Raw genomic sequence first — 22,945 nt, 5'->3', positions numbered from 1 at the left:
CCGCGGCGGGTTTTTTTATGCCCGCTCGGGAAGTTGTGCCAGCCGCTGTGCCCAGGCGGGAATGGCTTGCCGCCAGAAATCTTCCACCTTGTCGGCGCGCACGTCGAGTCCCAGGAAGCGGGCCGCAGGCTGCAGCGCCGACGCCAGAAGGTCGGCAGCATTGCTTGCCGTATCGAAGGCGAGGGCGCCCGTCTGCTTGGACAGTTTTTCGCCGCTGTCGTTCGTGACGACGGGCACGTGCAGGAAGCCGGGATGCGGCAAGCCCAGCACGTCCTGCAGATACAGTTGGCGTGGCGTGGAATCGAGCAAGTCCGCGCCGCGCACCACCTGCGTGATGCCCTGCGCGCCATCGTCGACCACCACGGCCAGCTGGTACGCCCAGTAGCCATCGCCGCGCAGTACGATGAAGTCGCCTACTTCACTGGCCAGATCCTGCCGCTGCGGACCTGCCCAGCGGTCGGCAAACGCGTACACCGCATCGGCCCCCTGCGGTACCCGCAGCCGCAAGGCCCGCGCTGCCTTGCCCGGCGCCAGTCCATGACGGCAAGTGCCCGGATACACGGCGGCCCCACCCTTGGGTCCGCCCGCCTGCAGCACTGAATCCTGGATCTCCTTGCGCGAACAGCCGCACGCATACACGAGGCCATCATCTTGCAACTGCTTCAGCGCCGCCTCGTACAGCGGCAAGCGCTTGCTCTGCCACGTCGCCTCGCCATCCCAGTACATGCCGCAGCGCTGCAGGCTGGCCAGGATGCCGAGATCGGCGCCCTCGACATTGCGGTCATAGTCCAGGTCCTCGATGCGCAACAGCCACGTTCCATGATGCACCTTCGCATCGAGATAACTGGCCATGGCGGCAACGAGCGATCCCATGTGCAGAGGGCCGGAGGGGGAGGGGGCGAAGCGGCCGATGTAGGGGGAGGTGGGAGAGGGCATGCGTGGATGTCGTATTTGGATCTGATGTGCTGATTGTGTCGCTGAATGGCCTGTCTTAAGGCAGTCAATGCGAAGTATGGTTCAGCTTGAAAACCAAGTCAAACAGTTAAGAATCTTATTGATGTCATCTATGATAATTTGACTTGATAATTTCTTTTGTTTTTTTTGAAATGGTATAGGTGATGGATCTTCCTAAAGATGTTTTTCCACCTAGTATTTTTTCTCCTGGTGAGAAATTTGGCACGAAGGTTATTTCAATATCTTCGTTGTTGTCTTGGATGTAGATTTCGAAATCGGAAATATTTTTTTGCATTTTTTTGAATTCATCAAAAGCTATAAGTAATATTTCAAATTTTTTTCCGGAAATTTTTTCTTCTGAGTTTTCTGTGTTGGACATATATTTTTTCACATTCGTATTTTGATCGGGAAAATTTTTTGAAATACTTTGATGGCTGATAAATTCTAGGTTAAGTGCAAAAAAACAAGATATGATTTTTCTCATAGCGTATAGGTGATTCCACTCTTCGAATTATATCCTTTGAATACGCCACTTGGAGTGCCTACGTATCCTCGATACTCTGTTTTTCCTTGGCCGCTCAATTTTGCTGCATTTTTATCTGCTGGGGAAAAATCGTTGCTGTTGAAGTAATCATTTTCTTTTGTTGTTGGTGTTCCATCTCTTTTTGAATAATTTCCGTGCGTATGCCAATATCCTGTTTCTTCACAATTCTTGGAAATTTTTTTCCCACTCCAGGGATCTACTCCATCAAGATCGCCTCGCGTCGCTTTTGTGAAATCGTATTTTCCATTTTTACCTTTGTAAATTAGCCCACCATACTCAAGATTGTCTCGAATTGACTTTGAATTGTAGCGAGTTAACGCTGCTCGGGCAGCTCCGTCAGCACTGGAGAACCGGCCACCGATACAACAGGTATTACATTTTTTTTGTAGTCCGAGTGGATCAATCCACATCGTGGGATTAGGGGCGTAGGTATACAAATTAACCCCGCCAGAGAGTCCCACTGGATCCTGACTGAGATATCTTGAAGTTTCAGGTTCGTAATAGCGATACCGGTTGTAAAACAGTCCAGTCTCTTGATCCTCATACTGCCCCTGAAACCGCAGCGGCTGCTCGATTTCCCCTTCCACATAAAGCAAGCGTCCCCAGGCCTTGTAGCGCCCGCTCCAGACCACGCTCCCCTGCGCATCCGTCAACTCGCGTGGCGTGCCCAGGTGATCACAGTGGTAGTGGGTGATGCGGTCGTGTGCTGCCGCGTCATCGGCTGCCGCCTGGGTACGCTGCCATGCCGATACATGCTGCGCTTCGGTGTCCGCCTGTTCTTGCGTAATGGCTGCCTGGAGTTCGGCGTCGTGCCGGGTGGCGGGTAAATCCCATTGCGCGACGCGCGGCAGGTGGACGGCGCTTGCCTGGCGGCAGGCTGGCGAACCGATCCTGGCCAGCGGCACGAAGCTGTCGGGTTCGTACAAGTATGTGACAGTCTCGTCGCGCCCAAGTTCCTGCGCCAGCGTGTCGCCATCCCAGACGAAGAAGGTGGTGGTGGCGTTCGTGCAGGTGGGCTGGTCGTTGGTGATGTTCTGCTGCTTGCTCCAGCGTGCTTCCTCGACGCGTTTGGCGATGCGGCGGCTGAAGGCGTCATAAAAGTAGCGGGCGCTGTGGCGTGACTGGCGCTCCGTCTTGATGGCGTGGCTGAGGCGGTTTTCGGCGTCGTATTCAAGCTCCAGGTCGCTCCAGCTCGACTCCCTGCCCGGCGGATGGAAGCGCTTGGCGGTGGCATTGCCTTGTTCGTCGTAGTCGTATTCGGTATTGCCGTAGCGTTTCAGTACGTTGCCGGAGGCGGGAGCCGTGTCGACCAGATTGCCTGCCGGGTCGAAGGCGAAGTGTTCGGCCAGGCCCGCTTGCACGGCGGACAGCAATTGGCCGATGGGGTCATAGGCGTAGCGCAGTTTGCCGAGCGGGCCGGCGGCCGTAGTGCCTGTCTGCGAGATGGTGCGCAAGTTGCCCTGCGCATCGTAGTCGAAGCATCGCTCGCGCACGGGGACGGGCGCGTCGGCGCCGCGTGCCAGGGTCAGCCGGGTGAGGCGCGATTGCGGGTCGTACTGGCGCGTGGAGAGCAAGCCGCTGGTGCCCAGCTGCCGCTGCTTTTCGCGGTGCAGTTTGTCGCGTTCGACATCGACCACGGTCTTGCCATGCCACAGCACGCCGTGCCAGTGGCCGGAGCCGTAGCGCAGGGTGTCGACGCGGCGTCCATTCGGCAGGACGGTCTGGATACGGTTGCCCAGTTCGTCATAAGAGTGCGTCATGACAAAGCTGGCGTCCGGCGCGCGCGGGGTATTCGGCAGCCTGGCCGCTTCGGGCAGCGTTTGCAAAAAGCAGGCGCTGCGTTCTTCGATCAGTTGGCCCAGCGCATCAAGGAAGAAACGCTGTTCGGCCTGTGGCGCGGAGACGGCCATCAGGCGGCCCAGCGCATCGTAGGCGTAGCGAACCGCCCCGTCCGCCGTGGTCTTGACTTGCAACAAACCGAGCGCGTCGCGCAGCAACTGCGTGCGCTGGCTGCCGCACTCGGTGGCAGTGAGGTTGCCGGCAGGATCATAGCTGTAGTGCGTGCGCTTGCCGTCGAAGCCCGTTTCCGACGACAGCCAGCCTTCCGCGTGATATGCGAGTTGGTAGCTTTCGCCCTTGGCGTTGATCAATTCTGTCAGTTGCAGCGCAGCGTCGTAGCGATACTGCAAGGTCTGGCCGATGGCGTCCGTGCGCTCCATGGGCAAGCCCTGGCCGTTGTAGCGGTAGCGTGTCTGCTGACCGGCCGCATCGACGTGCAAGACCAGATTGCCGTCCCCATCGTAGGCATATTGCTCCCGGGTCTGATCGGGCGCCGTGAGGCGGATCAGGCGGCCCAGTGCGTCATATTCGTAGCGGGTGGCATGGCCGAGCGCATCGCGGGCCGCTTCCAGCCGGCCCAGCGCATCGTAGGCGAATTCGCTGGTGTGGCCGGAGCAATCCGTGTAGCTGGTGAGCCAACCCTGACGGTTGTACTGGAAATGTTTGCTGCCGCCCCTGGCGTCGATCTGTTCCACCAGCTGGCCGCGCGGGTCGTAGCGGTAGCGCGTGACGTGGCCCAAGGCGTCCGTGATGCTGACGGGGCGGCCTGCATCATCGTAGTCGCGGCGTGTGGTGTTGCCCAGCGGATCCGTGAAGGCGACGGGCTGGTGCTGGCTGTCGTAGTCGATGCTGCTGCTGTGTCCCTTGGCATCGGTGCTGCGGGTCAGGTTGCCGGCTGCATCGTAGGCGTAGCGCGTGGCGGCGCCGTTGGCGTCGATATCGGCCAGCAGCATGCCATCGCGGTCCCACTCGCGCCGGCCCAGCGAAGCAGCCTTGCCGTCGAGCACGCGGCGCACTTCGGTGACCAGCCAGTTGGCGTCGAAGGTGTACTCGAGGACACCGCCGTTTTCCGTGACGCGGCTGGTGTCGTTGTCCACGTAATCGATGCGCGTGTGCTCGCTGCCATCGCACGCCCGCGTGGCGATGGTGCGCGCCTGGTAGCTGTTGGCCAGGGTCACGGGATGGTGCTGCGACAGCTCCTGCTCGATCAGCGGCGATCCGCTCCAGCGGGCGCGCAGCGCGTCCAGGCTGATCCATTCCAGCTCGTACGTAAAACCCGTGTAGCTGCCGCACGACGTGAGCAGGTGGTGGCGATAGCTGTAGCGGCGCGTGTCGCCCAGCGCATTCGACTGGCTGACCAGGTTGTGGCGGGGCGGGAAGGGCGGCTGCGTCTCGTTTGTTTCGGCTGCGTATTCGTAGCGTACGTGGCAGAGGCGGCCGCCGTCGGGCAATATCTCGTCGATGCTGCCGATGTGGATGGCCTGCTCCGCTTCCCCGCGCATGGCTTCGAGCACGCCGCCATCGTCGCTGCGCAGGCGCAGCAGCACGTCGCCCGGCTTGGCATCGATCAAGCGGTCGATGCTGATGCCGCGCCCATCGCGTCCCTCGCTACGCGCGAGTGCAAAGCGTTGCGTGGCGACGGGAGCGGACGGGACCAGCATGGCGTTGACGCCGTCGTAGCCGTGCGGCAGCCAGCCGCTTTCCGCGCGCGCAAAGCGGTCGACGCTGCCATCGCGCCACAGCATGGTAAAAGCGTCGGTGCCGTCGCGCGTGAGCGTAAAACCTTCCCTGCGGCTGTCGTGTTGCCGACCCGGTTCCAGGCCAGGCAGGCGCAGGGCGCGACCGCTGTCGTCGTGGTAGACGATGCCGGCATCGCATAGCGACAGGCTGGTGGTGTAGGGCGTGGACCAGCGCGCGCCCAGCAAGCCCCAGTCTTCGCATTCGGCACCGGAGCGGTAACAGCGGGTCCAGGCAATGGGGAGGCTGCGTTCGAGCGCGAAATCCGTCTGGTACAGGATTTCCTGGCCAGTGCCGAAATGCACGGGCTTGCGGCCCTTGACGGGTTTTTTCGCGGGGCCGCTATCCTTGGGGCAGCAGTCGGACGGCGGCTCCGATTTCGGCTCCTTCCTGCCGCGGCTCTTGCCGTCGTCGCCGCCGTTTTTCGGGGGCGGTTTGTCGAGTTTTGGCGGTGGCTTGTCCGGCTTTTTTCCGACCAGCTTTTCCTTGACCTTGTCGATGGTCGGCGCCGCTTTTTTGCCGAGGAACTTGCTCAGTATTTTCCCGCCCGGAACCTTGCTGAACACCGCCGTTTGCAGTACTGTGCCTGCGGCATTCGTGACGATGTCTGCGGCCGTATTGAGTAAATCGGGTGTCTTGCCTGTCAATATGTAGTCGGCTGCCTGGTCGAGCACCGTGGCCGATGCGTCAATGGCCGTGCCTGTCGCAACGGTCGCCGTGCCGGCCACAGCGCCCGCTGCCGCGCCCGCTTCCATCGCGGCGGCAGCGGGGGCGCCGACTCCCGTTGCCGCCACGCCCACTCCGGCAACGCCCAGCACGGCGCTGCCTGTCAGGACGGTGCCGCCCACGTCCACCAGATCTTCCGCGGCGCCATGCATTTTCCTGGAGCCGTGATCCTTGTAATCCTGTGCCGCTTCCCGTATCGCCGCCTTCAGTTCCTGGAGCACGGGTTTGGCCGCTTCCCCACCCCGCTCATAAATCTTGCCCACGGTATTGCGCGAATTCATCCATACTTCGCGCCCCATCTGCACCAGGTAGGCGCCGTTGGCGCGGTGGATGCTGCTGGCGACCTTGGTGTCGACCTGCTTGCCGACGGTGCCGCTCTTGACGCCGCCCGCCTTGCCGGCCGCGTCGCCCTTGACGGTGGGAATGATGCTGCGCTGGTGCAGGATGACGGGCTCGCTGTGCGACTTGACGTTGGGCGAGGCGTTCTGCGTATCCGCAAATTCGCCGGTGATGCTGTAGGGAATGGGGGGCGTGCTGGAGCCCACGGGCGTCTTGCAAATGTCGGGGCTGAGGCTGACGCAATAGAAGCGCGAGGCCTTGGTGACGGTTTCATTCGTCATGGTTTCTTGCCTTGCCCGGTGGCTTCGCCTAGCGCTTCCTGCGCCTGCTCCAGCAGTTCGATGCGCGCGATCTGCGCCGGCTCCATCACGTGCAGCAGGCGCGACGCGACCTGGCCCGCGTCTGCCGGCACGATGGCGCGCCAGACCAGTTCAACGCTGGCCGCCTGAGGGTCGATCAGCACCGTATCGATGGCCAGGCGCCAGACGAGCAACTGGTCGTTCCTGTCCGCCAGTAACAAGCACAGTACTTGTTGCGGCAGGGTGAAGCGCAGCACGGTGTTGCCGCGCTGGTCGATGCAGGCCGAGGGATGGTCGTGGCGGCACAGATTGGTCAGCGTAAATTGTTCCCATCCCGCCAGGTACGGGCATTGCTGGTCGGGCGGCGTGCTGTTCCAGTAGGCAAAGTTGAAGTCATCCGGCAGGGCGGGGACTTCATCGGCACCCCATTTTTCTTTTTCCACGATGTGTCCGGCCAGCGCGCGGCGCGGCAGCCAGCCACGGCCGATAACGGCCAGCCCTGTCGGCGCGGGCAGCTCCTTGCCGTCCGCGCCTTGCCAGAACTGGGCGGCCGTGCACGGTAGCGACGGATGCATGATGCGCGGTGCGGGCACCTCATTGATGTGTTTCGCATCCAGGTACCAGTGGCGCGCAAAGCCCCGTCCCAGCGGGTTGGCCTGGCAGGAATCGTGCGCCGCCGCGTTGCAGTCATCGGCCTCGATGCGGCATTGGCCGCCATACGCGTAGGCATAGTGCAGCGGCAATTGCAGGAACGGTTCAGGCGCGGATAGTTGCCAAGGGTTGGGCCGCAGCAAGCCCGCCGTGGCGATGCGGGCGCAGCTTTGCGCCAGGCGCGTGAGGACGGCTTTCTTGCGGAAAGCGCGTTCGCCACTCACTTGCAGAGTCTTGTCGATCAGGGTTTTCTTTTCCGACTGCACTTTCAGGTTGACGAGAAATTGCGGCATCGCTTGCCCGCGCGGTGCGTGCGCCACGCCATTGACGATCACGTCGCAACGCGGCTTGTAGGGCGCGAAGTCGCTCTCCTGCACGGTGCCCGCCTGCGTGTCGCCATCCAGGGGCCGGTCTTCCGTGGCCAGCGGCGATGGCCGTGCCATGGGCAGCAGGCTGGCCAGGCCGTCCGCGCCGCAGGGACCAAGCGTGTAGCCCATGCGCACCACCACCACGTGGAAGGCTGCGCCAAACTGGTCAATCATGTCGAACTGGCTGGCCGCATGCGGCGTGCGGTTGTCGAAAAGCAGGTTGGGAATGTTGAAATGGGCTGTGCCGGCGTCGTTCATCGTCAGCCCGGATTGTTGTCGATGTCGTCGCCATGGATCTGCACCTTCGATCTGCCGCGGATGATGATTTCATCGGCAACCAGTTCGATGCGGCCGGGCGTCATGGTGATGCTGGACGTGCCGACCGTCATCGTGTGCGAATCGGTGGCCGTGAGCGTACTGTCGGCGCCGACGATGACGCTTTTCGCCAGGCCGATCTGCTCCGCCTGCGCCAGCACCACGGTGGTGTTCATGGCGCCGATGACGGTGGTCTGGTAAGCGGCGCCGATGGTCAGCACCTTGGCCAGGCCGATGCTCTCTTCCTTGGCCAGGGTCACCCGTTCCGAACGGTGGCCGTCGATCTGCACCTGCTCGTTGCCGCCCACGTGTTCGCGGCGGTTGTCGCCGATGTCGATGTGTTCGTCATGGTCGACGCGCTCCCTGCGGTTGTTATGCACGGTGATGTCTTCATCGTGGTCCACGGTTTCCGTGCGGTCGCGCTTGATGTGCACGGTTTCATCGCGATCCACGGTTTTCCTGCGGTCATTTCCCACCCAGTGCGACTCATCATGTTCGACCTCGATGCGCTGGTCTTTTTCCGCATGCAGCCACAGTTCTTCCGCATCCTTGCGGTCTTCGAAACGCAGGGCGTTGGCGTGCGCGGCGGAACCCTTTTTTGAGGAACGGCTCAGCATGCCGCTTTGCGTCTTGTTCGCTGGCAAATCCCACGGCGGCATGTTGCGTGCGTTGTAGACGCAGCCGATGATGAGGGGCATGGAGACATTACCGTCAAGAAATTGCACGGCTACTTCCATGCCTACCCGGGGCAGGCTGATGTGGCCAAAATTCGGGCCGGCCCAGTTCGATATCACCCGTATCCATGGCGAACTTTTGTCATCGAAGGTGCCCAGGCGGTCCCAGTGAAATTGCAGCTTTACCCGTCCGTAACCATCCGTATGGATTTCCTCGCCGGGCGGCCCGACGACGGTGGCCGTTTGCACGCCGTAGATCTTCGGTTCGCGGCTGTGGAAGTTGCGTCCCGGGCGCCAAGGGATGGCGCGGGGGATGCAGGTAAATGTGTTGCTGTATTGCGAGGTGGCGCCGTGCCCTTGCTGGTAGTTGTTGCAGGCGTGGTGGTGCACGGACAGGATCAGATATTCGCTGACTGCACTGTCGAAATGCCCGCCCAGCGTGAACCAGCGTCCCGGTTGCGCCGTGCGGTCATTGCCTTGTGCTTCGAACAGCTGTCCCTGCGCGTCAACCTCTTCCATGCGGCGCCGCGCCAGCGCCTCGCCATCGTCGATGTTTTTAAAACCGTAGCTGCCCGTGTTTTCATACACTTCCAGCGATGGCACGGCACCCTGCCTGTTCAGCGAGTCGCGGCTGGCGCGGGCGCTGCGCGGGTTCTTGAAATTGAAGCTGGCTACCGTCATCTGGCTTGGCGCCATGCGCCGCACCGTGCTCCATTGATGCACGCCATCGTCTTCCAGGGATCCGGCCTGGTGCTGGAAGGGGATTTCGCTCAGATCGCCATCGATGGGCTTGCCTGTGGTGCTGTCGTCGGACAGCCACAAGGTGTGACCGTCAAGGCGGTGTTCGTAGCGGTAGTGCCAGCCCAGTTGCTCCCAATGGCGGTGCAGGAGGTTGTGGTCGCTCTCGTTGTGCTGGCACGTGTAGGTGATGGCAGGGTCGAGGCCGCTGGCGGCCAGCTTGTAGTCGCGCATCAGGTAGTCATCGAAGACCTTGTCCGTCAGCGCCGCCACCGTCAAGCCGTGGAAGGCGACATTGTTTTGCCGCAAGTGCAGGTGCGACAGCCACGGTTCCAGCACCATTTCATAAAAGGCGAAGCCGCCGTCCGTGCGCAGGAAGCGGAATTCGAACACATAGCCATTGAAGTAGCGCAAGGTGCCGTCTTCGCGTACCAGTTCGATGCTCACCATCTTGCCCATCACCTTGTCGAGGGCGATGAGTGCGTCGTCGGAGAGTACTTCCACCACATAGGAAAAGTCGCGCGACAGGCTTTCGCTCGCGTCGAGGCTGTTGGCAAGTAGCTGGATGCCGGCAGGCCCGTCGCCATGCGGAAACTGCAGGCGCAGCAGGCGCCGGCCCTGCATGTCGCCCGTTAATGCCGTCCATGCCGCCGTCGTATCGGGGAACAGGCTCATCGCGCATCGCTTCACGTTAGGGATCGTTGGCCGACTGTAGCAATAGCAAACACAAGCGTTTTGCGCGGCCGCAAGGATCAATCGTTGAATGAGGGCATCAATTGCATCTCGTAATGTTTGTCATCGCGGTGGCGCGGCGTTGCCGCACTGCCAAGGAAACTGTTGCAGCCCAGGCCGCCTTGTGGCGCGGTTGTCAATGCCGTCCCCCGCACATCGCTGGCGCGCAGCACCAGCACGATGTCGTAGCGCACGAGCGGCTGGCCGAACAGCATCAGCATGTGGCGCAACGCGTGGCTACCAGGAGCGTGCGGCAGGAAGCTGGCGTGCTGCTGCGCCGTGAGCGGACCGAGGCGCAGGCGTACGGCCAGGTCGGGACGGCGGCAGCGTTCGCCGACGAGGGCGCGCTGGCCCAGTATGGCATTTTCCATGCCCAGCGCCGTTTGTTCGCGCGGTGCCAGCACGTCCATGGCGCCCGTCGCTTCGTCGATATGGCAAGGCACGCCGAAGTGGTCGCCGAGGATGCGCGCCATGACGATGGACGAGATGTTGTGCTGCTGTAGCAAGCCGCTGTACAAGCCGGCCGCTGCCTCGTCCTGGCCCTGGTCCTGGCCCGGTTGGCATGCGGCCAGGGCCAGCAGGCGCGACAGGAAGTCCCCGCTGTGGCCGGCCTGCTCGATGCGGTATTTTCGCCAGGCCTGGTAAAACAGGGCCATGGTGCGGCTGGAAAACAGGTCGAGGAAAGCGCGCGGGCTATTCTCGCGTTCGCTATGCTGGTGCGCGGCAATGCGCTCCGAATAGTGGCTGGGCAAGCTGCCTTGGCAGCCCAGGAGGCCCATGAAGGTGGGCGTGAGGTGGATGTGCTGGCCGTGACCGGACAGCAGCGCTTGCAGCAGGGCATCCGCATCGCCGATGCTGTTTGCCGTGAGCGTTTCGACCTGGCTGGCGGGAAAACGCAGCGAGAGGCTGTTGTCGAAGCGTATGTGCTTTGCCAGCGCCGTGTGCTCATTGATGCCGTGCTCGGCCAGCCACGCCAGCAGCAGGCGCAGCGCCTGGAAGCACTCGAAGCGCTGCGGCGCATCGAGCAATTGCTGGATCACGCTGGCGTGGCGTCGGCGCTGCGTTCTGGGCATCGTAGGAGTTCCTCGCCGCTGCGATGAGACAGCAGCGTCAGCTGGCTAAAGCAATTGAGCTGGCTGTTCAGGGCGAAATAGCGTTGCAGCACCTGGGCAAAAATATAGATGCTGCTGCCGACGAAGGCTTGCTCGTCGATGCCCAGGCGGATGGCGATGCCGGGCATCAGGGTGGGAAACGGGACCGTTGGCATCCACGCGCGCGTGCTGCCGTGCTCGAGCGTGACGATGCCCTGGATCAGGCCTTGCGTGGCGGGCGAGCGGGGCAGGTCGTACAGACTCAGCATTTTCTGGAATTCACCCAGGCCCGCCTGCGTCAGGCTCGAGTAATTGAGCGACAGGTGCGCGATCAGGCGCCAGTGCGTGTCCGCCAGGAAACGCATGCTGGGTGACGGTTTGCGCAGGAAGCGCGCGGGGATGCCGTCGGGCACGTCCTCGGCCAGCAGATCGCCGCCGGGCAAGCCGTAGTGCAACTGCACGGGCAAGTCGCGGTTGCTGCACAGCAGTTGCGTCGAGACGGTGGCGCAGGCCGCGCTGCTTGGTGAAAACTGCGGGTCGATCAGGCTCAGGCGCATTTCGTGACCGGGACTGATGGCGGCCACGGTTTCGTCGCGGCGCGCCAGCCAGTACTGTCCATGCTCCTGACCACGCTCCTGGCCATAGTCGGCCTGGGCGCCTTGCAGCGAGGCATACAACGGCAGGAACCTGCTCAGGCGCTCGCCGGTCTCGTCCTTGCGCACTACGGTGACGGCTTCGATGCTGTGGATGTCATAGGCAAACGCATGCGTGGCATCGGCCACCAGCGCATAGTCGGGCTCGGTATGCGTGAGGCGGATCGGCACGCCGGATTTGGCAAACAGGTTGACGACGGGCGTGCAGCCCAGCAAGAGGTTGTCGCGGCTGACGCCGGACAAGAGCCGCGCTTCGTGGCTGTCGCTGCGCACACCCTTGAGGGGCAGGTGCAAGGTGAACTGGCGGCACTGTTTCGGCAGCAGGGCAGCCAGCAGGGACCATCCGATATCGATGAAGTGAAATTTTTCCGGAAACGCAAAGTACTCGGTCAGCAGGCGCAGGGCCGGGTGGGAACGGGCGGAAATGGGGATCAGCGCATCGTCTTCCGCATAGCCGGCTGGCGCTAGCGGCGTGCCATCGACGGCTTGCCACGGGCTGTGTTCGTCCAGCGCCACGTACGCGCCCGCGCCGCGCAGGAACAGGGCGTCGAGCAAGGCCGCGCGCACGGATGGTTCGCCATCGGCAAACAGGCGCAGCCTGGCAAAATCCGGCTGATCCAGATGATAGTTGTCGCTGCTGCTGGTGAACTGAATGCAGAGCAAGGCGCTGGCGCCGGCGGGCAGGCGCAGGCCGGGCGGCGCGTCGATGACAGGTGAGAAATGCAGGCGAGAAATGACCAGCGGCGCCAGGGTCACGTCATAGGCGCTCGTAAATTTGCAAGCCACGCCCTGCACCAGCTGCGAGCGCAGCACCGTGCCGCGCGCCACATGCGCCACCTGGTCCAGCTGGCCGCCGCCCGGCGCTTCGTCGGCGGCGATGCGCACGATGGAGCACGAGGGAAACGGCCGCAGGTAGTGCGGGTACAAGGTGTCGAGCAGGGAATGGGTAAATTGCGGATAGGCGTCGTCGAGGCGCTTGGCGACCCTGGCCGTGAGCAGGGCGACGGACTGGATCAGGCGCTCGATGTGCGGGTCTTCGCAGGTTTCTCCGGCGATCAGCAGTCGCCCGGCTGCCTTCGGGTAGCGGCTGGAAAACTCGCGCGTGTACTGGCGGAACAGGCCCAGCTCGCGCTCGTAATATGGCAGTAGTTGTTCCACGGTCGCGCTCTCCGCCAGTGGGAAAGCTTCATGCTGGCATCAGGCGCGATCGTGGGTGTTGATGCGTAACAATGAATTTTAGAAATGGTACTCCGCGCGTATCATCGGCGTCTTTGCCGTCTGGCCCACATTGCCCGTGGTGGCGGGCGAATTGCCGAACTTGTTCTTCCAGTACTGGTATTCGATGCCCACGCGGAAGGTGTTCTTGGCGCTGCCCAAGGCCGCGCCCACGTCGTACATTACTTGCATGTCGATATTCGTTTCCACCGCCGTGTCGCGCCCCACTTCATCCTTGCCTTTCGAGTCGATGAGGTTGAAGAAACCTTCGAACGAGAACAGCGGCGACAGGGGGATGGCCCAGGCGCCCGTCAGCATGGCGTGCGTTTTATACGTGTAGCGGCCCGTCACCTGCGAGATGGGCGGGAAGGCGCCGCTGGGGGCGTTGCTTTCGCGCAGCAACAGCAGGCTGGTATTGAAGAAGCCGGGCACGTCCCACATCAGGGTGGGGCCGGCCACCAGCATGCGCTTGCGCGAGTTGTAGCCGACGTCATTTTTCGTGTTGACGTCGAAGCCCAGGGTGACGCCGACGCCGCGCACGGGGCCGAACTTGATGTCGCTGCCGCGCACCTTGCCGATGTCGATGGTGTTGCGGTAGACCAGGTACGCCTCCTGTGCGCCCGACGTTTTACCCAGTGCGCCGGGGTCCTTGCTGTCGGACATGAGGAAATCGAGGTTGACGAAATTGCTGCCGTATTTGTAGCCGCTGGCGTGCGTGATGGCAAAGATGTTTTTCTTGATGTCGTCCGGATTGAACGGCTCGCGGTAATCATTGCCGGCGCGCCAGCTCAGCGCGGTATCGCTCCATTCGGCAGCCTGGGCGGTCGCGCCCACGCCGAGGGTGGTAGTGAGGCAGAGCAACAGACACGGTATGGTTTTTGGCACTTTCGGCTCCTGATGGCGGTGTGGGAAAACGGGAACTGGGGATGGCTGGACGCGTAGTCTGCATGTAGCGCTGCAATGGGATAACGCGCGCCGTTCAATCCATGATGCGAGCATCGCCGCGCCGGGCGATATGTCTTGTGCGCATACTTACTATCAGTTCCTGAATATAATCATCGCACCTTCTCGTCCTTGCGGGGCAAGGCGGACGCTGCAAAGCTGATAATTTTTTTCAAAATTGTATACAGGTGTTGTTTTTTTGTGGAAATAGAAATGCACGCCGCCGCGCCCGCCCCCCAAGCGCCGCGGATGCCGATACGATAGAGACCGAGTGTTGATTTTTTCCACCGATCGGCATCCCGCATACCACGCAGCGAGGCACGAAAAAAACAATGACGGCACGCCTGGAACTCATCGATATCAGCAAGCGCTATCCGGCCGTGGTGGCCAATGACGGCATCTGTCTCACCGTCGTGCCCGGACAGATCCATGCCGTGCTTGGCGAAAACGGGGCCGGCAAATCAACCTTGATGAAAATCATCTATGGCGCCGTGCAGCCCGATGGCGGCCGCATCCTGTGGAATGGCCGCGAAGTGGACATCGCCAACCCGTCGGCCGCGCGGGCGCTGGGCATCGCCATGGTATTCCAGCATTTTTCCCTGTTCGACACCTTGACGGTGACGGAAAACATCGCCCTCGGTTTGCCCGCGGGCACCAACATGGCGGAGCTGGCGCAGCGCATCGAAGCGACGGCGCGCCAGTACGGCCTGGACCTGGAGCCGCAGCGCCACGTGCACACGCTTTCCGTTGGCGAATGCCAGCGCGTGGAAATCGTGCGCGCACTGCTGGCCAAGCCGCAACTGCTGATCCTCGACGAACCGACTTCCGTGCTGACGCCGGGCGCCGTGGAAAAGCTGTTTACCACCTTGCGCCAGCTGGCCGCCGAAGGCTGCAGCATCCTGTACATCAGCCACAAGCTCGACGAGATCCGCGCCCTGTGCCACACGTGCACGGTGGTGCGCGCCGGCAAGAATGCGGGCATGTGCGACCCCTCGCAAGAGTCGGCGGCCAGCCTGTCGCGCATGATGATCGGCGCCGAGCCGCCCGCCGTCACGCGCGTGGCGCGCACGCCCGGTAGCGTCATGCTGAGCGTCAAGAATTTGAACTTGCCGAAGAGCCATCCGTTCGCCACGCAATTGATCGATATCAATTTCGACGTGCGCGCGGGAGAGATCGTCGGCATCGCGGGCGTGTCCGGCAATGGCCAGCAGGAATTGCTCGCCGCCCTGTCGGGCGAGGACATGCGCGCAGCCGCCGGGAGCATCGTCCTGAACGGCACGCCGGCGGGCCGCTTGCCGCCGGGACGCCGGCGCGCCCTGGGTTTCGGCTTCGTGCCGGAGGAAAGGCTGGGGCGCGGCGCCGTGCCCGACATGGGGCTGGCCGACAACGTGCTGCTGAGTTTGCAGACACCCGCCACCATCCGCCACGGCTTCGTGCGCCATAAGGTCATTGCGCAGCGGGCGGCCGCCATCATCGCGCGCTTCCAGGTGAAGGCGGGCGGGCCGCAGGCGCTGGCGCGCAGCCTGTCGGGCGGCAACTTGCAGAAATACATAGTCGGACGCGAAGTCATGCGCGAACCCACCGTGCTGGTGGTGGCGCAGCCGACCTGGGGCGTGGACGTGGGCGCGGCCGCGCAAATCCGCGCCGAATTGCTGGCCTTGCGCGACGCGGGCTGCGCGCTGCTGGTCGTGTCGGAGGAGCTCGATGAATTGTTCGACATCAGCGACCGCTTGCTGGTGATGGCGAAAGGAAAGATTTCGCCGTCCCTGGCCGTGGCTGAGGCCAGCGTGAGCCTCGTGGGGCAATGGATGAGCGGGCTGTGGCCGCAGGAGGCCATCCATGGCTAAGTTCGCCTTGCGCCTGGAAGCCCGTCCTTCTCCGTCGCGGCTGATGTCGTGGCTGTCGCCCGTGCTGGCCGTGCTGCTTACCGTGCTGTGCGGCGCGCTGCTGTTTCTTGCGCTGGGACACGATCCGCTGGCGGGACTGGCCGTCTTCTTTGTGGAACCCTTGCGCGACGCGCACGGCTGGTCCGAGCTGGGCATCAAGGTGGCGCCTTTGCTCCTGATCGCCGTGGGCCTGGCCATCTGCTTTCGCGCCAACATCTATAACATCGGCGCGGAAGGACAGCTGACCCTGGGCGCCATCTGCGGCGGCGCGGCCGCCCTGTATCTGGACGATGGCGTGGGCAGTACCGCCATCATCGGCGTTTCCTTGCTGGCCGGCATGGCGGGCGGCATGGCGTGGGCGGGGCTGGTGGCCTGGCTGCGCGACCGCTACAACGCCAGCGAAATCCTCGTCTCGCTGATGCTGGTCTACATTGCCCAATTGCTGCTCAGCTATCTCGTGTATGGCGTGCTGCGCGACCCGGAAGGATTCAACTTTCCCCAATCGAAACTGCTGTCGGACGGCTTGCTGTTGCCGATGGTGATCAGCGACACGCGCTTGCACGTGGGCATCGTGTTTGCCTTGCTGGCCTCGCTGGGCGGCTGGCTGTACTTATCCAGAAGCATTGCGGGTTTCCGCCTGCGCGTGGGCGGCATGGCGCCTGCCGCCGCCCGCTATGCGGGCTTTTCCTCGCGCAAGACCTTGTGGTCGTCCCTGCTGATCTGCGGCGCCCTGTCGGGCCTGGCGGGTGCGTGCGAAGTGCTGGGGCCGATGGGGCAATTGACGCCCACGGTCTCGCCCGGCTACGGCTTTGCCGCCATCATCGTCGCCTTTGTCGGGCGCCTGCATCCGGTAGGCGTGATTTTCTCCAGCTTCGTCATGGCCCTGTTCTATATCGGCGGCGAACTGGCGCAGTCGCGCCTGGGCTTGCCCAGTGCGATCACGGGTGTGTTTCAGGGTATCTTGCTGTTCGCCTTGCTCGCTTGCGATGTGCTGATCCAATACAAATTGCGTTGGAGGAAACATGGATAACCTGCTGCTGACCATCGCGCCGCTGGTCGCGGCCAGCATCAATGCGGGCACGCCGCTGATGCTGGCCGCGCTCGGTTTATTGGTGAATGAAAAGGCGGGCGTGGTCAACCTGGGCGCGGAAGGCATGATGCTGGTCTCGGCCATCACGGGTTTTGCCGTGGCCGTCAACACGGGCAGCCCGACCCTGGGCTTTCTGGCGGGGGCGGGGGCCAGCATGCTGCTGTCCGGCTTCTTTGCCTGGCTGACCGTATGGCTGGGCACGAACCAGTACGCGACGGGCCTGGCCTTGTCGCTGTTCGGCGCGGGCGCCTCGACGTACATCGGCTTGAAGTACGTGGGCAACAGCTTGCAGAATGGCCGCTTCGGCATCCCCTTCCTGGAAGACATTCCCGTGCTGGGCCCGGCCCTGTTCCGCCAGCATCCGATGGTCTATCTGTCGTTGCTGCTGTGCCTGGCCATCGCCTGGTTTCTGTACCGCACGCGGGCGGGCCTGGTGCTACGCGCCGTGGGCGAGTCGCCCGCGTCCGCGCATGCGCTCGGCTACCCCGTGCGCCGCATCCGCCTGGCGGCCGTGCTGTTCGGCGGCGCCTGCTGCGGCCTGGCCGGCGCCTTTTTGTCGCTCGTCTACACGCCGCTGTGGGTCGAGGGCATGGTGGCGGGACGGGGCTGGATCGCGCTGGCGCTGACCACGTTTGCCACCTGGCGCCCTGCGCGCGTGGTGGGCGGCGCCTACCTGTTTGGCGGCATCACGATTCTGACGTTCCACGCGCAGGCGCTGGGCGTGCCGATTGCATCGCAACTGCTGTCGATGCTGCCGTATCTGGCGGCCATCGTCGTGCTGGTTTTGATCTCCAGTAATGCCAATTACATCAAGCTCAACATGCCCGCTTCGCTGGGGAAAAATTTCAATCCCGGAAATTAATCACTCACCACAAGGAAAACCATGTCCAAGAAACTATTGTGCGCCGCCCTTTGCAGTGCCGTTTTGATGCCCGTCATGGCTGCCGCTCCCGCCACCGCGCCGCTGAATGTCGGCTTCGTGTATATCAGCCCCATCGGCGACGCGGGCTGGACCACCCAGCATGACCTGGCCCGCAAGGAAATGGAAAAGGCGCTGGGCGGCAAGATCACCACCAAGTACGTGGAAAACGTGCCGGAGAGCGCCGATGCGGAACGGGTGATCCGCGACCTGGCGCAAACGGGTAGCAAACTCGTCATCACAACCTCGTTCGGCTACATGAATCCCACCTTGAAAGTGGCGAAGCAATTTCCTAATGTGAAGTTCATTCATTTGACGGGCTACAAGACGGCCGTCAACGTGGCCAATACCAACGCCCGTTTTTACGAGGGCCGCTACCTGGCCGGCGTGCTGGCGGGCAAGATGAGCAAGACCCATGTGGCCGGCTACGTGGCGGCATTCCCGATCCCGGAAGTGTTGCAGGGGGTTAACGCTTTTACGCGCGGCATGCGCAGCGTCGACCCGAAGGCGGAAGTGAAAGTGGTGTGGGTGAATAGCTGGTTCGATCCGGGCAAGGAACGCGACGCGGCCATCACCCTGATCGGCCAGGGCGCCGACGTGGTTACCCACCACACGGATTCGACCGCCGTGGTGCAGGCGGCGGAAGAGAAGGGCAAGTACGCGATCGCCTACCATTCGGACATGAAAAAGTACGGGCCGAAGGCGCAGCTGGCTGCCGTCACCCACCATTGGGGCGACTACTATACGAAGCAGGCGCAAGCCGTGCTGGACGGCACGTGGAAGTCCAGCAGCACCTGGGGCGGCATCAAGGATGGCATGGTCAAGCTGGAAGGCATCAACGCCACAGTGCCGGCCGACGTGAAACAGTTTGTATTGGCACGCGAGAAAGACTTGGTAGCTGGCAAGCTCAATCCTTTCAGCGCGCCGATCAAGGATAACGATGGCAAGGTGCGCCTGGACAAAGGCGTGCTGGACGATGCGGCGCTGACTAAGATGGATTATTTTGTCGAAGGCGTGGCAGGAAAAGTTTCCGGAAAGTAATAGGTTTGAGTTTGAACTTGCTGTAATATTGCCGGAAACGGGAGCCGGGCCGGGAGCGCATTCCTGGCCCACCCACACAGCAGAGCCTGAACAGGCCCGTACCGGAGATTGACCCATGGACAGACTGGAAGTATTCAAGATTATCGCGCTGCAAGCGAGCAAGGGCGAGCTGACGTTCCCCGCCAACGTCAAGGCCACCTTGAAGCTGCAGGAAGCGCTGGACGACCCCGATTGCCATATCGAGGCGGCCGCCCGCATGGTCATGGCCGAGCCGTTGCTGTCGGCGCGGGTCGTGGCATTGGCCAACTCGGCCGCCTACAACCGTTCCGGCAATGAAATCGCCAATGTGCGCGCGGCCGTCTCGCGCCTGGGCTTTGCCACCCTGAAATCGATGGTGGCATCCGTCATCGTGCGCCAGCTGGGCAGCCAGATTACCGACCCGCAATTGCGCGCCAAGGCGGCCAAGCTGTGGGAACACACGGCCCACGTGGCCGCGCTGAGCCAGGTAATCGCCAAGAAAGTCACGCATGTGGATGTGGAAACGGCCATGTTCGCCGCCATCGTGCACGAAGTGGGCGGCTTTTATCTGCTGTCGCGCGCCGAGGAATATCCGGGTTTGCTGGACGACAATACGGAGGACTGGATCGAATACGGCGAAAAACTGATCGGCCGCGGCGTGCTGCGCCAGTTGCAGGTGCCGGACATGGTCTTGCAGGCCGTGGAAGGCATGTGGCACGGCGGCAGCACGTTCCCGCCCCGCACCCTGGGCGCGACCCTGGTGCTGGCCAACGATCTGTCGCCCGTCGGCTCGCCCCTGCACCCGCCGGAAAGCGCCGCGCGGCGCCAGGCTGCAGCGAAGATCGACTTCGGCATCGGCGGCAGCACCTTGCACACCATCCTCGAGGAATCGGCGGAAGAGATCGAATCCCTGGCGGCCGCCTTGCTGGTCTGAACGTTTCCCCTGCAAAATCCCCGCCCTTGCCGCGGGGATTTTTTTCGTCCGCATTTTGATGCATCTTTCCCTATGGCATACAATCGCCGGCTCGGCCATCCGCCGGACTGAATGTCTCCTCTTACCCAAAGGATCTTATGCAGAAGCTGTTTTCTTCCCTGGCCGTCACGGCGCTCGCTTCCAGCCTGGCGCTGGCATTTTCCGCGCACGCCGCCGCGCCTGCCGCGCACGGCTTGCCCGTGGTGCAGGAAGCCCCGCTGCGCGCCCACCTGGCCTTCCTGTCCAACGATTTGCTGGAAGGCCGGGGCACGGGCCAGCGCGGCGCCGACCTGACGGTGGCCTACCTGGAAACCCAGGCGCAGATGGCCGGACTGCAACCCGTGCGCGGCAACAGCTACCGCCAAAGCGTGCAGATCGCCGGCGTGAAATCCTTGCCACAGGAAAGCAGCCTGCAAGCCGTGGCGGGCGGCAACCCCGTGCCGCTGGCTTTCGGCCCGGACTGGGTCTGGGCCACGGGCGACTCCGTTGCCGCCCACACCTTCGATGCGCCGCTCGTGTTCGTCGGCTATGGCATCACGGCGCCGGAAGAGGGCTGGAACGATTTCAAGGGCGCCGATGTCAAAGACAAGATCGTCGTCATGATGGTCAACGACCCGCAACCGACTAGTGCCGAGCCGAACCGCTTTGCCGGCAAGGCGCTGACCTATTACGGCCGCTGGACCTACAAATTCGAGGAAGCCAAGCGCCAGGGCGCGGCTGGCGTATTGCTGATCCACACAAAACCGTCCGCATCGTACGACTGGAGCGTGGTGCAGAACAGCTGGAGCGGCAGCGAGCGTTTCCAGTTGGCCGACCGCACGGCCGGCACGCCGCTGCAGGGCTGGATCGCGGAAGACGCGGCGCGCCGCCTGTTCGCGGCTGGCGGACAGGACCTGGACGCCTTGCGCGCGCAAGCGGAAAGCAAGGATTTCAAGGCCGTCGCCTTGAATGCCAAGCTGAGCGGCGAAATGAAGTCCGCCGTGCGCAAGGTGGAACAATTCAATATCGCCGGCATGGTGCCGGGCACCGACCCGGCATTGAAGGATGAAGCCGTCATCTACAGTGGCCACTGGGACCACCTGGGCAAGCAAGGGGATACTGGCGACACCATCTACAACGGCGCCGTCGACAACGCTTCCGGCACGGCCGGTTTGCTGGCCATGGCACAGGAAGCCGTGAAAAAGCCTGCGAAGCGCACGCAGATATTCCTGTGGGTGGCGGCTGAAGAGCAGGGCTTGCTGGGTAGCGCCGCCTACGCGGCCGACCCCTTGTGGCCCTTGAACAAGACGGCCGCCGCGCTGAACCTGGACAGCCTGAACTTTGTCGGTGCCACGCATGACATCGGCGCGCAGGGCAGCGAGCGCACGGAGCTGGGCGAGATCGCCGCCACGGTGGCGAAAGACATGGGCATGCACATCGCGCCAGCCCGTCCCGACCTGGCCGGCGGCTATTTCCGCAGCGACCATTTCAGCTTTGCCAAGGCGGGCGTGCCCGCGTTTTCCATCAATGGCGGACGCGAGTACATCAAGGACGTGGCAGCGTCGAAGGCCAAGGCGGCCGCGTATGGTCCCCGCTACCATCAGGTTACCGATGAGTACGATGCAAGCTGGGATTTGTCCGGCATGACGCAGCAGGCGCAATTTACCCTGAACCTGGGGCAAGCCGTGGCGAATGCGGCCAGGATGCCGGCGTGGAAGGCGGGCGATGCGTTTGGCAAGGCGCGTGAGCCAGCGAAGTAAGCACGAAAAAAAACCGCTCGGCCGAGCGGTTTTTTTCAGGATCGTAGGTCGGATTAGCTCGAAGAGCGTAATCCGACAGTTGGCGCATCAGTGTCGGATTAAGCGGCGTGCCGCCGTTAATTCGAGCTACGTGATAGATGCCTGGGCGGCCCGTTCCAGCCGGCGCTGCGTATGGCGGTACTTGCTCCACACAATTAGCATCAGCAGCGGCATGGCGCCGCCCACCATGCACAGGGCGGGCCAGCCGCCGGCGGCAAAGCTGGCGCTGGCCAGGGCCGAGCCTGCCGACGCGCCGATGAAGCCGCCCGCGATGAACACGGTGGTGACCCGCGCCCGCGCATGCGGCGCCAGTTTATAGATGATGGACTGGTGCGTCACTTGCAAGCCCATCACGCCCATGTCCAGCAGGACGATACCGATCAGCAGCAGCACCAGCGAATGGGCGCCAAAGCCGATCAATGCCCAGCCCGCAATCGAAGCCACGGCCAGCAGCCAGGTGGCCTGGCGCGCATAGCCGCGGTCGGCCATGCGGCCCGCCGTGTTGGCGGCAAAGGCGCCCGTGGCACCGGCCAGGCCGAACAGGCCGATCTGCATTTCCGAGTAGTGGTACGGCGCGCCGCTGAGCAAAAAGGTCAGGCCCGTCCAGAACACGCTGAAGGTGCCCAGGCCCAGGCCCGAGAACAGGGCGCGCTGGCGCAGCAACGGTTCCTCACGGATGATGTCGGCCAGCGAGGCCATCAGCTTGCCATATTGCAGCGTGCCGCGTGGCGCCTCGTTCGGCAGGATGCGGCGCAGCATGACGAGCAGGGCGGCCACGACGATGGCGGCCAGCACGTAGACGGTGCGCCAGCCGCCGCTGATCTGCGACACGGTGCCGGACACGGTACGCGCCAGCAGAATCCCCAGCAACAAGCCCGTCATGACGGTGCCCACCATGCGGCCCCGGCTGTGGTCGGGCGCATACGACGCCACCATGGCCGTGACCACCATCAAGGCGCTGGACGTGATCCCCATCAAGACGCTGGCGATGGCAAAGATAATAATGTTCTGGCTGGTGGCGGCCAGCAGCAGGGCGCCGATCTTGGCGATCAGCATCCATGTCAGCAACTGGCGGCGGTTCAGCACGTCGCTGAGGGGGACCAGGAACACGATGCCCAGCACATAGCCGATTTGCGTGGCCGTGACCAGGTAGCCCGCCTGCGGCACGCTGACGCCAAACGAGGCGGCCAGCATGGAAGTGAGCGGCTGCACATAGTAGAGGCTGGCGACGAGCACGCCGGCGGACAGGGCGAACAACAGGATGCGGGTCGACGTCAGCAGGGCGCTGGCGTCGACGGTGGATGGTGCAGATTTCATGCGAGACAACTTTCTTGGAGTGATGCTTTTGGATGAGCATGATAGCGGGGCTGCGCATTTCTTGCCGGGCGCGGCCGATTTTGCGGTGGGGCGGCAGGCAACGCAG

General features: G+C 62.9%; 15 protein-coding genes. 6 read left to right on the top strand and 9 right to left on the bottom strand.

Features of this window, described 5'->3' with window-relative positions; genetic code table 11:
- Window positions 1-15 precede the first annotated feature (15 nt).
- The 8 genes from gluQRS to CSQ92_RS21035 all read right to left on the bottom strand — a co-directional run bounded on the left by gluQRS (window position 16) and on the right by CSQ92_RS21035 (window position 13,709).
- The gene (gene gluQRS / locus CSQ92_RS21065; RefSeq protein ID WP_099395279.1) at window positions 16-936 is read right to left on the bottom strand and encodes a tRNA glutamyl-Q(34) synthetase GluQRS; all 921 of its coding nucleotides are present in this window, start codon (window positions 934-936) and stop codon (window positions 16-18) included.
- Between the two features lie 124 nt (window positions 937-1,060).
- Complete coding sequence (locus CSQ92_RS28880; RefSeq protein WP_139144688.1) at window positions 1,061-1,333, bottom strand: hypothetical protein; 273 nt, start codon at window positions 1,331-1,333, stop codon at window positions 1,061-1,063.
- A 101-nt stretch (window positions 1,334-1,434) separates the two neighbouring features.
- Entirely contained in the window at window positions 1,435-6,420 is a 4,986-nt protein-coding gene (locus CSQ92_RS21060; protein WP_099395278.1) for an RHS repeat-associated core domain-containing protein, read from the bottom strand.
- Window positions 6,417-7,715, bottom strand: a complete 1,299-nt coding sequence (locus CSQ92_RS21055) for a DUF2169 family type VI secretion system accessory protein (RefSeq protein ID WP_099395277.1) — start codon at window positions 7,713-7,715, stop codon at window positions 6,417-6,419. Before CSQ92_RS21055 ends, CSQ92_RS21060 begins: the two co-directional genes overlap by 4 nt.
- A gap of 2 nt (window positions 7,716-7,717) precedes the next feature.
- Window positions 7,718-9,859: a type VI secretion system Vgr family protein gene (locus CSQ92_RS21050; protein WP_099395276.1), complete on the bottom strand. Its 2,142-nt coding sequence runs from the start codon at window positions 9,857-9,859 to the stop codon at window positions 7,718-7,720.
- A 77-nt stretch (window positions 9,860-9,936) separates the two neighbouring features.
- On the bottom strand, window positions 9,937-10,989 hold the full coding sequence (gene tssG, locus CSQ92_RS21045) for a type VI secretion system baseplate subunit TssG (RefSeq protein ID WP_099395275.1): 1,053 nt from the start codon (window positions 10,987-10,989) through the stop codon (window positions 9,937-9,939).
- Window positions 10,953-12,818 carry a type VI secretion system baseplate subunit TssF gene (tssF, locus tag CSQ92_RS21040; protein ID WP_099395274.1) on the bottom strand — a complete coding sequence of 622 codons (1,866 nt, stop codon included), beginning with the start codon at window positions 12,816-12,818 and terminating at the stop codon, window positions 10,953-10,955. The genes tssG and tssF overlap by 37 nt, the downstream gene beginning before the upstream one ends.
- A gap of 78 nt (window positions 12,819-12,896) precedes the next feature.
- Window positions 12,897-13,709, bottom strand: coding sequence for an outer envelope protein (locus tag CSQ92_RS21035; protein ID WP_092612055.1), 813 nt, complete (start codon window positions 13,707-13,709; stop codon window positions 12,897-12,899).
- 440 nt (window positions 13,710-14,149) lie between these two features.
- Between CSQ92_RS21035 and CSQ92_RS21030 the strand changes: the two genes are divergently transcribed.
- From CSQ92_RS21030 to CSQ92_RS21005, 6 genes are all read left to right on the top strand, one after another.
- The gene (locus CSQ92_RS21030) at window positions 14,150-15,664 is read left to right on the top strand and encodes an ABC transporter ATP-binding protein (protein WP_099395273.1); all 1,515 of its coding nucleotides are present in this window, start codon (window positions 14,150-14,152) and stop codon (window positions 15,662-15,664) included.
- Window positions 15,657-16,733, top strand: coding sequence for an ABC transporter permease (locus tag CSQ92_RS21025; RefSeq protein ID WP_070282438.1), 1,077 nt, complete (start codon window positions 15,657-15,659; stop codon window positions 16,731-16,733). Before CSQ92_RS21030 ends, CSQ92_RS21025 begins: the two co-directional genes overlap by 8 nt.
- Complete coding sequence (locus CSQ92_RS21020; RefSeq protein WP_099395272.1) at window positions 16,726-17,655, top strand: ABC transporter permease; 930 nt, start codon at window positions 16,726-16,728, stop codon at window positions 17,653-17,655. Before CSQ92_RS21025 ends, CSQ92_RS21020 begins: the two co-directional genes overlap by 8 nt.
- 21 nt (window positions 17,656-17,676) lie before the next feature.
- Window positions 17,677-18,753 (top strand): BMP family ABC transporter substrate-binding protein, encoded by a 1,077-nt coding sequence (locus CSQ92_RS21015; protein WP_099395271.1) that lies wholly within the window; start codon window positions 17,677-17,679, stop codon window positions 18,751-18,753.
- A gap of 115 nt (window positions 18,754-18,868) precedes the next feature.
- Window positions 18,869-19,705 (top strand): HDOD domain-containing protein, encoded by an 837-nt coding sequence (locus tag CSQ92_RS21010; protein WP_034784492.1) that lies wholly within the window; start codon window positions 18,869-18,871, stop codon window positions 19,703-19,705.
- 137 nt (window positions 19,706-19,842) lie between these two features.
- Complete coding sequence (locus CSQ92_RS21005; protein ID WP_099395270.1) at window positions 19,843-21,483, top strand: M28 family peptidase; 1,641 nt, start codon at window positions 19,843-19,845, stop codon at window positions 21,481-21,483.
- A gap of 126 nt (window positions 21,484-21,609) precedes the next feature.
- On the opposite strand, the gene CSQ92_RS21000 is transcribed toward CSQ92_RS21005, so the two are convergent.
- The gene (locus CSQ92_RS21000; RefSeq protein WP_099395269.1) at window positions 21,610-22,839 is read right to left on the bottom strand and encodes an MFS transporter; all 1,230 of its coding nucleotides are present in this window, start codon (window positions 22,837-22,839) and stop codon (window positions 21,610-21,612) included.
- Window positions 22,840-22,945: the final 106 nt, after the last annotated feature.

This window comes from Janthinobacterium sp. BJB446, assembly GCF_002735655.1.
Classification (GTDB): Bacteria; Pseudomonadota; Gammaproteobacteria; order Burkholderiales; family Burkholderiaceae_D; genus Janthinobacterium; species Janthinobacterium lividum.
Note: the sequence above shows the minus strand (reverse complement) of the source record. Positions and strands in the feature narration are given on the sequence as shown.

Bases quoted from the DNA above. Each gene is read 5' to 3' on its own strand.
- CSQ92_RS21055 (WP_099395277.1), bottom strand. From the start codon at position 7,715: ATGAACGACGCCGGCACAGCCCATTTCAACATTCCCAACCTGCTTTTC.
- CSQ92_RS21030 (WP_099395273.1), top strand. From the start codon at position 14,150: ATGACGGCACGCCTGGAACTCATCGATATCAGCAAGCGCTATCCGGCC.
- CSQ92_RS21050 (WP_099395276.1), bottom strand. From the start codon at position 9,859: ATGAGCCTGTTCCCCGATACGACGGCGGCATGGACGGCATTAACGGGC.
- CSQ92_RS21020 (WP_099395272.1), top strand. From the start codon at position 16,726: ATGGATAACCTGCTGCTGACCATCGCGCCGCTGGTCGCGGCCAGCATC.
- CSQ92_RS21060 (WP_099395278.1), bottom strand. From the start codon at position 6,420: ATGACGAATGAAACCGTCACCAAGGCCTCGCGCTTCTATTGCGTCAGC.
- tssG (WP_099395275.1), bottom strand. From the start codon at position 10,989: ATGCCCAGAACGCAGCGCCGACGCCACGCCAGCGTGATCCAGCAATTG.
- CSQ92_RS21005 (WP_099395270.1), top strand. From the start codon at position 19,843: ATGCAGAAGCTGTTTTCTTCCCTGGCCGTCACGGCGCTCGCTTCCAGC.
- CSQ92_RS28880 (WP_139144688.1), bottom strand. From the start codon at position 1,333: ATGTCCAACACAGAAAACTCAGAAGAAAAAATTTCCGGAAAAAAATTT.
- gluQRS (WP_099395279.1), bottom strand. From the start codon at position 936: ATGCCCTCTCCCACCTCCCCCTACATCGGCCGCTTCGCCCCCTCCCCC.
- CSQ92_RS21010 (WP_034784492.1), top strand. From the start codon at position 18,869: ATGGACAGACTGGAAGTATTCAAGATTATCGCGCTGCAAGCGAGCAAG.
- CSQ92_RS21025 (WP_070282438.1), top strand. From the start codon at position 15,657: ATGGCTAAGTTCGCCTTGCGCCTGGAAGCCCGTCCTTCTCCGTCGCGG.
- CSQ92_RS21000 (WP_099395269.1), bottom strand. From the start codon at position 22,839: ATGAAATCTGCACCATCCACCGTCGACGCCAGCGCCCTGCTGACGTCG.
- CSQ92_RS21015 (WP_099395271.1), top strand. From the start codon at position 17,677: ATGTCCAAGAAACTATTGTGCGCCGCCCTTTGCAGTGCCGTTTTGATG.